The organism is Streptomyces sp. NBC_00247 (genome assembly GCF_036188265.1).
GTDB lineage: Bacteria > Actinomycetota > Actinomycetes > Streptomycetales > Streptomycetaceae > Streptomyces.
Genome location: NZ_CP108093.1, coordinates 7,008,810 through 7,023,314, shown reverse-complemented (window position 1 = coordinate 7,023,314; position 14,505 = coordinate 7,008,810). Strand labels below are relative to the sequence as shown.

Below are 14,505 nucleotides of genomic sequence, written 5' to 3'. Positions count from 1 at the left end.
CGTTTCCAAAATGTGTCGTGGGGCGGGGGACGGGGCCTTTGCCCGGCTCGCACCCGCCCACACGCCCGCGCCGCTCAAGGGCGCGCTCCCACGCCGCGTACGGGCGCGCGACAGCACCGCTGCCGCCCGAGAGGGGTCAACACCGGTGTTGTGGCGTTAGGTTCATGACCGGCGGGGGCGGCCCGCACGGAAGCGGCCCGCCCCACCGGGAGGGTGGCCCGCCGACGCCATGGACGCGCCGGCGGGCCACCGTCGGATCAGGCCTTCGGAGCGTGAGCGGCGTACAGCGCGCTCACGTCGGCGGCGCCGAGCGCCTTGTCGAAGACCTGTACCTGGTCGACCGAACCGTTCCAGAAGTCGGTCGGGTTGCCGTTCCACTTGGCGCGGCCCACGGAGAGCGGACCGGTGCTCACGTCACCCGCGCCGCCGGCCGGGGCGGAAGCGGCGAGCTTGCCGTCGAGGTAGATCGAGATGGTGTCGCCCTGGCGCACACCCACCAGGTGGTACCACTTGCCCAGTTCGGGGGTGGTGACCGCACGGGCACGGTTGCCGCCCGGCAGGGAGAAGGCGAACGCGCCCTGTCCGTACTGGAGGTAGAACGGGCTCTCGGTGCGCCGGCCGTCCTGGCTGACGGCAGAGGCGTAGTTGCTGGGCAGCTGGTCCAGGGTGACCCACGCGGAGACCGAGTAGTCCTTCGTGGTGTCCACGACCGGACCGGCGGTCTGCGCGTACTGGGCGTCACCCGAGAACTTCAGCGCGGAACCCGAGACACCCTGCGTCCACGAGGCGCCACCGGTCAGGGTGAGCGGCGCGTGGTTCGGACCGCTGTCGGCGGCCTTGGTGCCCTTGTTCTCGTCGAGGTTCCAGGCGGCTCCGCCCTTGACCTCGTCGCGCTGACCGGCCGCGGCACCGGCCGCGATGACCTTCTCGTTGATCGCGCGCACCGCGGCGACGTCGACCTTGGCCTCACGACGGTCGTACGTCCACAGGCCGTTCAGCTCGTGCTCCAGGTCGGTGACCTGGGTGTAGACGGAGCCGGAGAGCTCGGCTCCGGCCGCTTCGAGGTAGTACTTCTCGGTGTTCTCGACGTACTTGGCGGTGAGTGCGGCCTTGTCGTTGACCCCGCTGTAGATCACCGTCGGTGCGCCCGGCCACATGTGCCCGGGAGTGCGCAGGGTGAAGCCGCCGTGCTCGCCGTCCATCGCCGCCCGGGTGGCGTCCGGGAAGGCGGGGTCGGTGTTGCCGTAGTCGTGGTGGTCGATGATGTCGCCGGCGCCCGAGTCACCCTTCGAGTTGCAGCAGTTCACGCCACTGTGGGCGTTCACGACGCGCGAGGGGTCGGCGGCCTTGACGGCCTCGGTGAGCTTGCCGGTCGCGGTGCGGTCCCACTCGCCCCAGCCCTCGTTGAAGACGATCCAGCCACCGATGGAGGGGTAGTTGTGCAGCTGGGTCATCTCCTCCTGTGCCTGGGAGACGAAGGCCTGCTGGCCGGCCTCGTTGTTGATGCCGGCGGAGACGAAGTCCTGCCAGACGAGGAGCCCGAGCTGGTCCGCGTGGTAGTACCAGCGGGGCGACTCGACCTTGATGTGCTTGCGCACGGCGTTGAAGCCGAGGTCCTTCTGCGCCTTCAGGTCGAAGACGAGGGCGTCGTCGCTGGGCTGGGTGTAGAGACCGTCGGGGTAGAAGCCCTGGTCCAGCTGGGCGAGCGAGAAGAACGGCTTGCCGTTGAGGGTGAGCTTCTGGTAGCCGCCCACCTTCTCGACCTTGAGCGAGCGCATACCGAAGTAGCTGCCCACCTTGTCGGTGGCGTGACCGTCGGTCAGCGTGACGTCGAGGTCGTAGAGGTAGGGGTCGTCGGGCGACCAGAGGTGCTCCTTGGCCACCGGCAGGCTGAGCTCACGGTTGGCGGGACCGGAGACCGTACCGACGACCTTGCCCTTCTTGTCCCGGGCGACGGCCGTGATCCGGGCGCCGGCCGAGGCGTCGTCGGAGTTGACGGTGACGGCGAGCCGGCCCTTGTCGATGTCCGGGGTGGTGGTCAGCGAGTCGATGGAGGCGGTGGAGACCGGCTCCATCCAGACGGTCTGCCAGATACCGGAGGTGGCCGTGTACTCGATGCCGCCGGGGTTCGAGGACTGCTTGCCCTTGGGCTGGTTGGCCCCGGTGGTGTCGGTGACGGCCACCACGATCTCCTGCTGACCGGTGCCCTTGAGGGCGTCGGTGATGTCAGCGTCGAAGGCGGTGTAGCCGCCGGTGTGCTCGGCGACCTTCTTGCCGTTCACGAAGACGGTCGCGTTGTAGTCGACCGCGCCGAAGTTGAGCTTCAGCCGCTTGTCCTTGCCGGACTTGCCCACCTTCCAGTTCTTGGGCACCGTCACGAGCTTGCGGTAGAACATGTGGTCCTCGTGGCGCTCCAGACCGGAGAGCTGGGACTCCACCGCGAACGGCACGGTGATCTTCTCGCCGAGCTTCTTGCCGAAGACGGGCTGCTCGCCCGCGGCGGCACCGGCGAACTCCCAGGTGCCGTTGAGGTTCTTCCACTGGGAGCGGACCTGCTGCGGCCGGGGGTACTCGGGCAGCGGGTTGTTGCGGTCGAGCTTGTCGCCCCAGACCGTGGTGAGGCGCTTGGTCGACAGGTTCTTGGCGTTGCGGCTGATGTCGGGGACGGTCTCGCCGCCCACCGTGAGGCCACCCTCGGTGCCGTACGTGACCTTGACCTGCTGGTCCTTCTGGATGGCCTCGGACAGGGTCACGATGAGCGAGTTGCCCTTGCCGGACGCCTTGACGACGGACTTGACCGGCATCGGCGTGGTGTCCGCCTCGACGACGAGGTGGTCCTTCACAGCGGCGAGGTTGCCGACCTTGTCGTCGAACGTGGCCTGGAGGCGCTTGCCGTCCTCGGCGACGGTCAGGGCGACCGGGTAGACCTCGTAGTCCGCGGGCGGGGTGAACGCCGACTCCGGGATGATCTGCTTGGCGAGCGCCGGGCTCGACCAGCGCAGGAACATGTTGGCGCCGCCGATGTCCTGGAACATCTCCAGCTTGAAGTCGTGCTTCACGCCCGCTTCCAGGTGAACCGGCTTGCTCGTCTGCTCGACGTCCCAGTCACCCACCCAGTGGTCGATGACCGCAACGCCGTCGATCAGCAGCCGGAAGCCGTTGTCGCCGCTCGCGGCGAAGGTGTAGTCACCGGTCGCCGGGGCCTGGATCTGGCCAGTCCAGCGCGCGGTGGTGTTCTCGGTCTGACCTGTGGCCGACTGGAAAGTACCCGTGAGGTCCCCGAAGTTGACCTGCGGATCCAGGGCGGTGGCGCCGAGCTTGGCGAAGTCCCGCGCCCCGGGGGCGGACATCGCGTAGTACTCACCCTTGAGCCCGTGGACCAGAGTGGCCGGGTTCTCGGATACGAACGTCGGCGCCGTGGCCTCGGACGCAAAGTGGCCGGCGGGAGCCGCGGCGGCCGCCGGGACCATGGTGATGCCGAGGGGCATCGCCAGCGCCGCCGTACAGGCGAGCGTCGTCAAAGCCGCACGTCGGCGCGGTAGTTGTCGTCTCATGGCATTGTCCTCACGAAGGAGCTGAGTGCCTCGGACGAGCGAGGCACAGCACATGGTCGATCATTGAGCCACAGCCCAAGCCCTGTCACAACGGTCGTGCACAGAAAATTTTCAACGATAGAAATTCGTGACCTGAGCGCGTACCGTTCACACGACGGAAACGGGCCCGGCAGGCCGGTGGAACGCAGGGCTTCGCACAGGGCGGACAGTCGAGGGGGGCTTCACTCCGACTCGCCGCCGACGCGAACGCCCTTGCTCCCCATTCGCGGACAAGGTCCGCAAGTGACTTTTGAGCCAATCCCCTGCTTGGGGTGACCGCCCAGCGGTCGGCACCCTCCGTCCCCGTGCGCGACCCGAAGGCGCTGCGACGTACGGCGGATGCGCTTGCCGACGGCAGGGACACACGGGACCAGCGGCGCCGAGCGGGGGTCACCCGCCACGCGGACGTCCGGCGTGAAGCCCCGCCCGGGGAGCGCGCCCACTCGCCGATCGGTCACCTCCCGGCTCCGGGCGGGGTCCGGCGCGAGTGGCCGTCACACGGACCGAGCCCTGATCGGAGTCACCACACGCGTCGAAACTTTCGGTCGTCGTGGCTCCACTCCGACGCGCCCGCCCCTGCGCTTTCCGCGTCCCCCAGAAGGGCGCGACCGGCATACGCCCGTGACCTGCTGGTACTCCCGATACGGCCCGATGGAGCCACTTCGAAGCTTTCGACATCGCGACCGAAACCATTGACAGCCCATGGAGCCACGTCAACACTGATCGCCGACCCGGAACCCCTGACGCGTCGAGCCGGACGCTTTGCACAACTCCACATACGAGCAACGGACTTGACCAGAATCACTGCGCCGCGGAGACCGTCGTCCGACATGGTCCGACCGCGGCGCACCTTCCCCACGGAGGAACACATGCGAACCCCCTCGGTGCTCTCGCCACGCTCCCTGGCCGCCGGCCTCGCGGCGATCATGACGACGGTGACCACCGTCGCCGCCCTCACGACAGCCGCCTCCCCGTCGTACGCCGCCACGTGCAACGGCTACGTCGGGCTCACCTTCGACGACGGCCCCTCGAACGACCACACTCCCGCCGTGCTCAACGCCCTCAAGCAGAACGGGCTGCGGGCGACCATGTTCAACGAGGGCCAGTTCGCGGCCTCCTACCCGGCCCAGGTGAAGGCGCAGGTCGACGCCGGTATGTGGGTCGGCAACCACAGCTACACCCACCCGCACCTGATCCAGCAGACCCAGGCACAGATGGACTCGGAGGTCTCCCGGACCCAGCAGGCCATCGCGGCGGCGGGCGGCGGGACTCCGAAACTTTTTCGACCTCCGTACGGTGAGACCAACGCGACGTTGCAGGCCGTCGAGGCCAAGTACGGTCTGACGCAGGTGATCTGGGACGTCGATTCGCAGGACTGGAACGGCGCGAGCACCGACGCGATCGTCCAGGCCGCCGGGCGACTCACCAACGGCCAGGTCATCCTCATGCACGAATGGCCCGCCGCCACCCTCGCGGCGATCCCGCGCATCGCCCAGGGGCTGGCGGCCCGCGGTCTGTGCGCCGGCATGATCTCCCCGCAGACGGGACGCGCCGTGGCACCGGACGGAGGCACCAGCGGCGGCGGGGGCGGCACCGGCGGCTGCTCCGCGACACTCTCCGCGGGCCAGCAGTGGAGCGACCGCTACAACCTCACCGTCTCCGTCACCGGTTCCGCCAACTGGACCGTCACCATGAACGTCCCCTCCCCCGAGAAGATCATCGCGACGTGGAACATCGCGGCGTCCTATCCCAGCGCCCAGGTACTGACCGCCAAGCCCAACGGCAGCGGCAACAACTGGGGGGTGACGATCCAGACCAACGGCGCCACGACCTGGCCCACGGTCTCCTGCAGCGCGGGCTGACCCTCGACGAGGTCGACGAGAAGCCGCCTCGTCCCGGAACGACGAAGGCGGGTACCGGACCGCCGTCCGGCACCCGCCTCGCCGGGTGACACCGGCCCGACAGCCGGTGTCACCCGTCAATCACCCCGGAATCAGCCGGAGAAGTTCGTCACCATGGACGGAACGGTGTCCGTCCCGAACGCGGGGGCACCCGTGTCGTTGATGACGTGGTTGTACCGCCCGGCCCCACCGAGCGAGACAGCCAGGATGCTGTGGAACTTCACACCGGGCTTCACCGGGACCTGGAAGCCCCGGTCCGTCTCGATGCTCGTCAGGGTGAAGGCGCAGTAGCTTCCCACGCCCCAGGCCTCGTGGGTGTTGACGGCGGGGTCGACCTTGTACGCCGCGTACCCCTTGCTGCTGCCGTCCATCCACTCGGCCTGGCTCGGCACGTCGTACGCCTTCTCGTTCTGGAAGAAGATCGTCCGGCCACGCTCGCCGAACCACTCGACGTCGTACTTCTTGAAGTGCTCGACGAAGAGCCCGGTGGCGAGTACGTCGTCGCCGTGGACGAGCAGCCCGTTGTCGGAGGCGTTGACGTTCCAGCCGACGCCGGACCCGTGGTCGGCCCGCCAGATCCAGGTGTGGTCGATGAGCGTGTCGTCGCTGTAGATCTCGACGGCCGTCGTGGCCTTGCCCGCGAACTGGCCGCCCACCCGCACGAACACGTCCTGCATCGAGGTCGGGTTGTTCGCGTGGTCGGTGTGCACGCCCTGCTTGCCGATCTCCAGCAGCGTGGGCGAGTTGGTGGTGCCCGCGTCGATCAGGAAGCCGGCGAGCTTGACGCCGTCGACGTCGGCGACCTTCATCGCGGTGACGCCGTTGTCCGGGACGAGGGTGGCGAGACCGAGGCCCAGGACGACCGTGTCGGCGCGGTTGACCGAGATGGTGCTGTCGAGGTGGTAGACGCCCGGGGTGAACAGCAGGTTCAGACCCTGTGCGAGCGCCTGGTTGATGGTGGCGGCGGAGACGCCCGGCTTGGCCACGTAGAACTGGTCGAGTCCGATGGCGGTGCCGGGGGTCGAGCCGTTGGCCCAGCTCACCCCACGGGCGTTGACCCGCTTGGAGGGCACGAACACCTTGTAGGTGGAGCCGTCCAGGTAGAGGTAGGGCTTCTCACGGCTGACCGGGGTGGTGTCCAGGGTGGTGTACCGGGGCTCGGGGAAGGAGGTCGCCGGGGCGCCCTCGGTGCCCGAGAAGACCATGTTCCACACGGAGTTGGTCCAGCCGCCGATGGAGCTGTCGCGGGTGTACCACTGCTGCTGCGAGTACGGGCCGACGGTACCGTCGATCTTGGAGTCGGCGATGTACCCGCCGCTCGCCCAGCCGTAGCCGGAGGGAGCGAGGTTGAGGCCGCCCTTGACGTGCATCCGGCGGAACGGAGCCGCCTGCGCGACCGCCCAGCGGTTGGTGCCGTCGTACGGGGCGATGGAGAGGTTCTCCGTGGAACGCCAGAAGTTCTGCGTCGCGTTGCCGTTGAACCAGCCGGCGTCGACACTGACTCCCTTGACGGTCACGTCGTCGGGGTTCTTCCCGAGGCCGAGGACCGAGGTGTAGAAGCCGGTGTTGACGTTGACGTCGTAACTGCCGGGCTTGAAGGCCAGCGCGTAGCGGCCCTCGCCGAACTGCGCCGACTCCTGCTGCGCGTAGATCGCGTCGATCTGCTGCTGGATGGCCGCGGACGACATGGAGGGGTCGAAGACCTTGACGTTGGGGCCGAGGTCACCGCCGCCCTGGATCGGCGTCGTGGAACCGTCCTGCACGTGGACGGCCGCCTCCCAGAGGGAGTAGCCGTACGCGGTACCCCGGGCCGTGCCCGCGATGCGGAGGTAACGGCCCGAACCCTGCACCTGGTAGGACGAGTTGCCGCCGGTGGCGCCGGTGACCTTCTTCAGGTCGGTGAAGGTGGTGCCGTCGGTGGACGCCTGGATGGCGAAGTCCTTGCCGTAGGCCGCCTCCCAGGAAAGGTCCACCTGGCAGATGTTCTTGACCGCGCCCAGGTCGACCTGGATCCACTGGGTGTCGGTCGCCTGGCTGGACCAGCGGGTGGCACCGTTGCCGTCGAAGGCGGAGGAGGCCGGGGTGCCGGCGCCCTCCACGGAGGACGCCGTCGCCGTGCGGTTCAGCGCCGCGTTGGCCGTACCGCACTGGCCCGAGCCCGTACCCGGGTCCGTGGTCCCCGAGGCGGAGCCGAAGACCTGGAACTCCCAGAGGGAGTAGCCGTACTGCGTCGCCCGCACGGTGCCCTGCACCCGCACGTAACGGCCGGCTCCGCTGACGTCGAGGGTGTCGACGCCGCCGTCCCCGTCCGTCACCGTGCGCAGGTCGGTCCAGTTGGAGCCGTCCCCGGAGACCTGGATGCGGTACCCCTTGGCGTACGCGGCCTCCCAGTTCAGCACCACTTTGCTGATGGTGGAGGACGTGCCGAGGTCCACCTGCAGCCACTGGTTGTCCGACGCGGCGCTGGCCCAGCGGGTGCCGGTGTCGCCGTCGACCGCTTTCGCGGCCGTGGTGCCGCCGTTCTCTTCCGAGGACGCCGTCACGGTTCGGCCCTGCGACAGCAGGACCGGTGCGTCGGCGCCGAACGCCGGAGCTCCCAGGACGGGGATGGCGAGGATGCCTGCCACCACTGCCGCCGCGGCTCGGCCGGGTCTGAATCTCATACGTCGCTGCTCCTTCTCGGAACGCACACCGCGGTCCGCCGACCGGCGGACCACCCCTACGGGAGAGCGCTCTCTCGCCCAGCCGCACACCCCGCCCGTCAGAGTGCGTGAGGGTTCACCGGAACCGATGCGAGAGGAAGAACTCGGAGAGAGCGCTCTCCCGGCGCATACCGTAGGAGTAGCCCACAGGGCCGTCAATAGATGCAGCAGAGATCGGTCGGCGGTTTCCGCGAACGCGGCTGAGCGGCTGTCCGCGAACCGCATCCCACCTGCTCACATGTCTTTTCGTGCAAAGGAGTTGACGGCGTGACGGCGTGCGGGAATTGGACGCGTCCGCGCGCCGGGCGGGGCCTTTGCGTTCATCCTCGCAAGTTCCGAAGCCGTCGGCGGAACCGGCGGCAGCCCACCGCGGGCGGCCCGACGACAGGGGTCGCCACAAGGACCACCGCAGCCCGTGAGACCCACCTACCCTCGGAGAATGATCGAGATTCCGGACACCTTCGCCCGTGTCACCCTCGGGCGCGAAGGCGCACACGGGAGAGCGTGGCTCGACGGACTCCCGCTGCTCGTCGAAAACCTCCTCGACCGGTGGAACTGCGTCCAGGACGGGCGGATCGCGCACGGTGGCATCGGAGTCGTCGTCCCGGTCCGGCGGCGGTCCGGGGGCGCGGCCGTGATCAAGGTGTCCTTCCCGCACCCGGGCAACGTCCACGAGCCCGACGGTCTCGCGGCGTGGCGCGGTCGCGGCGCCGTGCTGTTGCACCAACGGGACGACGAACGGTTCGCCATGCTCCTCGAACGGGCGGGGACGTCCACCCTGGCGGAGTCGGCGGATCCCGACACGGTCGCGGCGGTCGCCGGGGCCCTCAGCCGCAGGCTCGCCGTCCCCGCTCCGGCCGGCCTCCCCCGACTGCGGGAGCGAGCGGACGCCTGGGAGGAGGAGCTGCGTTCCGACGCCGAGCTGATGCCGGACGCGATACCGGTCCGGGCACTCGATCACGCACGGGCGACCGTCCGGGAGCTCGGCCGGTGCCAGCCGGACACGGTCGTCCACGGCGATCTGCACGGCAGGAACATCCTGCGCGCCGACCGCGAACCGTGGCTGGCGGTCGACCCGAAGGGATACGCCGGTGAACCCGCCTACGACGCGGGGACCTTACTCAAGTCGCGGGCCTTCTCCCTCATCGAGTCGGACGACCTGCGCCGTGCGGTGAACCGCACGCTGGACATCTACGCCGAGGCGGCGGAGCTCGACCGTGAACGCGTCCGGCGCTGGGCCCAGTGGCATGCCGTCACCGCCACCTTCCACGGATTCCGTCACGGCTTCCGCGTCGCCCGGACCGGACCGGAGCGCGATCGCCTCACCGGCTTCACCGCGCACCTCTCGGAACTGCTCACCCCTGACTCGTGAGCGTCCGCGTTCCGCCCGTCGGCGGTCGCGGGTGCACGACGCGGGCGGCCCCGGTGACATCACGTCACCGGGGCCGCCCGCGGACCGGCAGTGGGTCAGGAATCCGTCCCGTCACACATGTCGGACCGGATTCGTCACCAGCGGTACCAGCGTCCCTTCCGGCCACTGGAGGCCGGGCGCACGAAGAAGCCCAGCAGCCACACCACCAGTACGATCACGGCGATCCACCACAGTATGTTAAGAGCGAATCCGGCACCGAAGAGAACAAGAGCGAGAAGCAGCACAAGAAGAAGCGGGACCATGATTATCAACCTCCGACCACTCATGTGCCCGCACGCGCGGACGACACACCTCCTGGGTTCGACGAGCTCTTCCCGGCTCACCGCCCCACCCTGCCAGTACTGCTGTGACCAGGTGCGACTCTCTCCGCGGTGATCGAGTACACCGCGCACCCCGAGAGACTTCACGCGCCCCGCACAATTCCGCGCACTCTCCGCAATCGATCAATGGGAGCGATCCTTGAACCCTTTTCGTCTGGGTACATGAAGAGGGACCACGGAATTCTCTTGACGGGGTAATTCACATGCACCATCAGGTTCTGACCAACGATTCCTCTTCCCACGGGCCGACTGACTCACGGGTCGAATTCGTCTGCCGTCCGCAGCGTGCCGCCGAAGCCCGGGACGCGATCGCCGCCTTTCTCGAACGGCTCGATCCACCGCCCCGTTCCGACACGGTCCAGAACCTGCTCCTGCTCGTGTCGGAACTGGTGACCAACGCGATCCGCCATGCCGGGGGTGTGTCCTCGCTCCGGTTCGCAGCGGATCGCCGGGCCCTGCAGATCCGGGTCTCCGACCGCAGTTCCGCCCACCCCCAGGACCGCACCCCCGACCTCACGGGCCGGACCGGCGGCTTCGGCTGGCCCATGATCCGGCGGCTCGCGCACGACGTGCAGGTGCGGAGCCGGGAGGGTGGCGGGAAGGTCGTCGTGGCCACGATCGGCCGCTGAGAGGGACGCGCGCCCGGCCCGGGCCCGGAAGGCCCCCCGGGGAAATCACGCCTCGCAGCCACCGGACGCACGGGCCCTGAGGCACATGGGCGCCCTCGCCCCGTGCCCGACCGCACCGCGCACCCGCCTGGCGGGCGGGTGCGCGCACCCCGAAGCCGGTCGCGCGCTACGCGCGGGTGGCCGGTCGTGCACCGCCGGGACCGGTACCGGTCGAAGCACCTGTGACCGGGTGGCGTTTCTCCACCGTTCCCGCCCGAGGTCATACTGCGACCATGAAGCATCCGCCGAGCGACGACGGGAAGACCGCCCGCCCGTACGTCGCCCACCTCCGGGGCACCGGGGAGCCGAGCCGTGCCTGACGACCTCGTGACCTTCCTCCGCGCCCGTCTCGCCGAGCGCGAGGCGGCGGCGCTCGCGGCGAGCGGCGCGGGCCCGGCCCCGTCATGGCAGGCTCTGGGCACAGGCGTGTACTCCCTGACGGACTCCCTCGCGGACGATGCCCCGCCGCTCGCCACGACCGGCCCCGAAATCGGCGGTTCCGACGAGGACGCCGCACGTGCCGAGCACATCGCGCTGCACGATCCGGCGCGCACCCTGCGGGAGGTCGAAGCGGTGCGGGGGCTGCTGGACCGGTGCGGGAGGCCCGGTCCGGGCGAGACTTCCTCGGACCCGGTGAGCCGCTCCTCGACCGGTGGGGAACGCGCGGACGTCGACATCGCCGCGCGTCACCTCGCGCTGTCGTACTCCGATCACCCGGACTACCTCGTCGAGTGGCGTCCGTAGAGCACGGGGGACGCGAGCAGGGCCCGGAGGAGTGGATCGAACGTTGGCGGGCCGCCGCGGATTTCTACGTCGAGGCCACGCACCCGCGAACGAGAGTCGGAATCGTCGTCAGCGGCGGCGGCTGAGCGGCAAGTCACCCACGAACGGGGGGGGGGAGGCGGCCGCGGGTGGCTTCCACCCGCGGTCGCCTCCCCCACGGTCCGTCGGGGCTGGGTCGCCTTCCCCGAGCCGCACCGGGACGGGCTGTACCGGGACGGGCTGTACCGGTGCGTCACCCGGGACGGCCACTGCGCCCCGGGTGACGCACCGGAACGCTACGGCGTCGTGATCGCCGGCCGCGGGGCTGTCGGCATCCCGCTGCCGATGGCGAAGCTCGGGTGCGGGGGCTGGTTGTAGGCCGTGTTCTGCCAGGCCAGAGCGGTGCGGTACTGGGTGTCGTGGAGCAGCGTGGTGATGCGGGTCGTGGTCTCGTACGGCGTGGAGTAGATCCGCAGGGCGGTGTTGTTGGTCGTCGGCCAGACGACTTCTTCGCGCCAGTCGCCGAAGAGGTCCCCGGAGATCGCGGGGGTGGCCTTCGTGCCGTTGTTGGCGTGCACGGAGGCACCGGTGAGCAGCCGGGTGTCGGACGAGGTGCCGTACTTGTCGATGTGGGTGGAGTCGAGCAGTTCGCGTGTGGTGTCGCCGTCCCACCAGGTCAGGAAGTTGGTGCTGGACGGCTTGCGGGAGGCGACGACGGCGCCGGAGGGGCTGCGCACGCCGTCCGCGGCCGAGGACCAGGACTCGGCGCCGGGGCTGCCGGACCAGATGTCGCCGGAGACGCCGCGGCCGTTGTCACCGCTGGCGGGGGTCGACCAGAGGATCTGTCCGGTGCGCGCGTCGGCCATCCAGGACGAGGGCTTGGAGCTGTCCTCGTCCACTTTGAACTCCTCCAGGCCTGCCCGGGAGGGGTCGAGGTCGCCGACGTGCTGGGCGTCGCCGTGGCCGTTCTTGGTGGTCCACAGAGAGGCGCCGTTGTCGTCCACCGCCATGGCACCGTACACGATCTCGTCCTTGCCGTCGGCGTCGACGTCGGCGACGGACAGCTGGTGGTTGCCCTGGCCGTCGTATCCCCGGCCGGTGTTGGTGGAGCTGCTGGTGTCGAAGGTCCACCGCCGGGTGAACGCGCCGCCCCGCCAGTCCCAGGCGGCGATGACGGTACGTGTGTAGTAGCCGCGCGCCATGATGAGGGAGGGCCGGGAGCCGTCGAGGTAGGCCGTCCCGGCGAGGAAGCGGTCGACCCGGTTGCCGTAGGAGTCGCCCCACGAGGAGACGGTGCCGCGGGCGGGGACGTAGTCGACGGATCCCATGGCCGCGCCGGTACGGCCGTTGAACATGGTCAGGTACTCGGGGCCGGTGAGGACGTAGCCCGAGGAGTTGCGGTGGTCGGCGGAGGCGCTGCCGATGGTGGTTCCCTTGCCGTCGACCGTGCCGTCCGAGGTCTTCATCGCGACTTCGGCCTCGCCGTCGCCGTCGTAGTCGTACACCTGGAACTGCGTGTAGTGCGCGCCCGAGCGGATGTTGCGGCCCAGGTCGACGCGCCACAGCCGGGTGCCGTCGAGTTTGATTCCGTCGACGACGGTGTTGCCGGTGTAGCCGGACTGAGAGTTGTCCTTGGCGTTGGTGGGCTGCCACTTGAGGACGAAGTCGAGGGCTCCGTCGCCGTCCAGGTCGCCCACGGAGACGTCGTTGGCCTCGTAGGTATAGGCGACGCCGTCCGGGGTGGTGCCGCCGGCGGGCGGGCTGATCGGCACGTCCTTGTATCCGGAGCGGAACTGGACGGCGTGGACGGAGTCGGCCTGTTCGACGCCGCCGACCACGGCGCGGACGGTGTAGTCGGCCGTGGCGGGGGCGTCGGCGTGGAAGTAGTTGGTCGAGCCCGTGATGGGTGAGGCGTTGACCTTGGTACCGGCCCGGTAGACGTTGAACGCGACGGCGTCGGGGTCCGTGCCGAGCCAGCGCCAGCTGATGAGGTTGCCGGTGTCGGTGTGCACGCTGACGACGCCCCGGTCCAGCGCCTCGGCCTGCCGCAAAGTGGCGGCGTGCGAGGTCTGTCCCGCGGCGACGAGGCCGGCGGCGGCGAGGAGAGCGGCGGTCAGCGAGCTGACCAGCGTGCGGGTCCGGGCGGTCCGGCGGCGCCTGCCACGAGGGTGGGGGGAACGGGCAAAAGCGGATGTGGGGTTCACGGTACGCACTTTCGGCCGGGGGCGGGTGACGGGTTGCGTACGTCAGTCGCCCCCGGCCGGACAAAGGTTGCCGCCCCGGCCGTCCCCCGGCCGGGCCAAGGCCGCACGCTTTCCACGCCGGCACGGCACGCCCCGGCGGCGCCGCCGCCGTATCCGCTCAGCCGCCGTCGGGCGTGACCCTGGGCAGCGTCTTCTCGCGGCTCCGCCGGCCCGCGCCCGCCCGCGTCCCGATGCCGGCCGCGCTCGCGGCCGAGTGCAGGGAGCGGAGGGCGACGAGGAGGAAGCCGATGTCGTCGAGGTAGACGGGATCGGGGATGAGGTCGACGGGCGAGATCGTGTAGATCACCGCTGCCCAGAACAGGGCCTTGGAGCGGAGCGGGATCCCGGCCTGGGTGAGGAGTTTGCGCGCACGCACCACGCGTACGAGCAGGACGGCGGCGACACCCATGGTGAGCAGCGCGGCGACAGCGCCGATGACGAGCCAAGCGGTGAGGTCCATGGCTCATCGTGTACCCGCTCCCGGGCCGCGCAGAGCACTCCCGTCGGTACGTTCCGCGGCCGGGCCGCCGCGTCCTCGGCCCGCACGGGACGGCCCCGCTCCTCAGCCGCGCTGACCCACCCTGCGGCGGTCGCGGCGCTTGAGCGCGCGGCGTTCGTCCTCCGCCAGTCCGCCCCACACCCCCGCGTCCTGGTTGTTGTCGAGGGCCCATCGCAGGCACTGCTCCCGTACGGGGCAGGTGTGGCAGACGGCTTTGGCTTCCTCGGCCTGGACGAGCGCGGGCCCGGTGCTCCCGATCGGGAAGAAGAGGTCCGGGTCCTCCTCGCGGCAGGCCGCTCGTGTGCGCCAGTTCTCCATGGTTCCCACTTCCGGTGGCCGGTCGGGTGTTTTCGTCTCTGGTGTCGGGTGACCGACAGCCGGGGGC

10 protein-coding genes are annotated in these 14,505 nt (G+C 69.8%); 4 read left to right on the top strand and 6 right to left on the bottom strand.

The genetic code is table 11. The features are described 5' to 3' along the window. Positions 1–257: 257 nt before the first annotated feature. Complete coding sequence (locus OHT52_RS29960) at positions 258–3,554, bottom strand: LamG-like jellyroll fold domain-containing protein (RefSeq protein WP_328723306.1); 3,297 nt, start codon at positions 3,552–3,554, stop codon at positions 258–260. Positions 3,555–4,462: 908 nt separating this feature from the next. Here OHT52_RS29960 and OHT52_RS29955 point away from each other — a divergent pair. After that, entirely contained in the window at positions 4,463–5,455 is a 993-nt protein-coding gene (locus OHT52_RS29955; RefSeq protein ID WP_328723305.1) for a polysaccharide deacetylase family protein, read from the top strand. 131 nt (positions 5,456–5,586) lie between these two features. On the opposite strand, the gene OHT52_RS29950 is transcribed toward OHT52_RS29955, so the two are convergent. Further along, positions 5,587–8,157 carry a discoidin domain-containing protein gene (locus OHT52_RS29950; RefSeq protein ID WP_328723304.1) on the bottom strand — a complete coding sequence of 857 codons (2,571 nt, stop codon included), beginning with the start codon at positions 8,155–8,157 and terminating at the stop codon, positions 5,587–5,589. Positions 8,158–8,635: 478 nt separating this feature from the next. Between OHT52_RS29950 and OHT52_RS29945 the strand changes: the two genes are divergently transcribed. Then, the gene (locus OHT52_RS29945) at positions 8,636–9,568 is read left to right on the top strand and encodes an aminoglycoside phosphotransferase family protein (RefSeq protein WP_328723303.1); all 933 of its coding nucleotides are present in this window, start codon (positions 8,636–8,638) and stop codon (positions 9,566–9,568) included. A 134-nt stretch (positions 9,569–9,702) separates the two neighbouring features. Here OHT52_RS29945 and OHT52_RS29940 read toward each other — a convergent pair whose 3' ends face one another. Beyond that, positions 9,703–9,870: a DUF5670 family protein gene (locus tag OHT52_RS29940; protein ID WP_328723302.1), complete on the bottom strand. Its 168-nt coding sequence runs from the start codon at positions 9,868–9,870 to the stop codon at positions 9,703–9,705. A gap of 281 nt (positions 9,871–10,151) precedes the next feature. Between OHT52_RS29940 and OHT52_RS29935 the strand changes: the two genes are divergently transcribed. Together OHT52_RS29935 and OHT52_RS29930 are read left to right on the top strand one after the other, a co-directional pair. Then, the gene (locus OHT52_RS29935; protein WP_328723301.1) at positions 10,152–10,577 is read left to right on the top strand and encodes an ATP-binding protein; all 426 of its coding nucleotides are present in this window, start codon (positions 10,152–10,154) and stop codon (positions 10,575–10,577) included. Between the two features lie 351 nt (positions 10,578–10,928). Further along, positions 10,929–11,360 carry a DUF6221 family protein gene (locus tag OHT52_RS29930; protein ID WP_328723300.1) on the top strand — a complete coding sequence of 144 codons (432 nt, stop codon included), beginning with the start codon at positions 10,929–10,931 and terminating at the stop codon, positions 11,358–11,360. Positions 11,361–11,674: 314 nt separating this feature from the next. Here OHT52_RS29930 and OHT52_RS29925 read toward each other — a convergent pair whose 3' ends face one another. The 3 genes from OHT52_RS29925 to OHT52_RS29915 all read right to left on the bottom strand — a co-directional run bounded on the left by OHT52_RS29925 (position 11,675) and on the right by OHT52_RS29915 (position 14,438). Continuing rightward, positions 11,675–13,582, bottom strand: a complete 1,908-nt coding sequence (locus tag OHT52_RS29925; protein WP_443046718.1) for a rhamnogalacturonan lyase — start codon at positions 13,580–13,582, stop codon at positions 11,675–11,677. 157 nt (positions 13,583–13,739) lie between these two features. Further along, positions 13,740–14,081 (bottom strand): YkvA family protein, encoded by a 342-nt coding sequence (locus tag OHT52_RS29920; RefSeq protein WP_328723299.1) that lies wholly within the window; start codon positions 14,079–14,081, stop codon positions 13,740–13,742. Between the two features lie 102 nt (positions 14,082–14,183). Next, positions 14,184–14,438, bottom strand: a complete 255-nt coding sequence (locus tag OHT52_RS29915; protein ID WP_328723298.1) for a WhiB family transcriptional regulator — start codon at positions 14,436–14,438, stop codon at positions 14,184–14,186. Between the last annotated feature and the right edge of the window lie 67 nt (positions 14,439–14,505).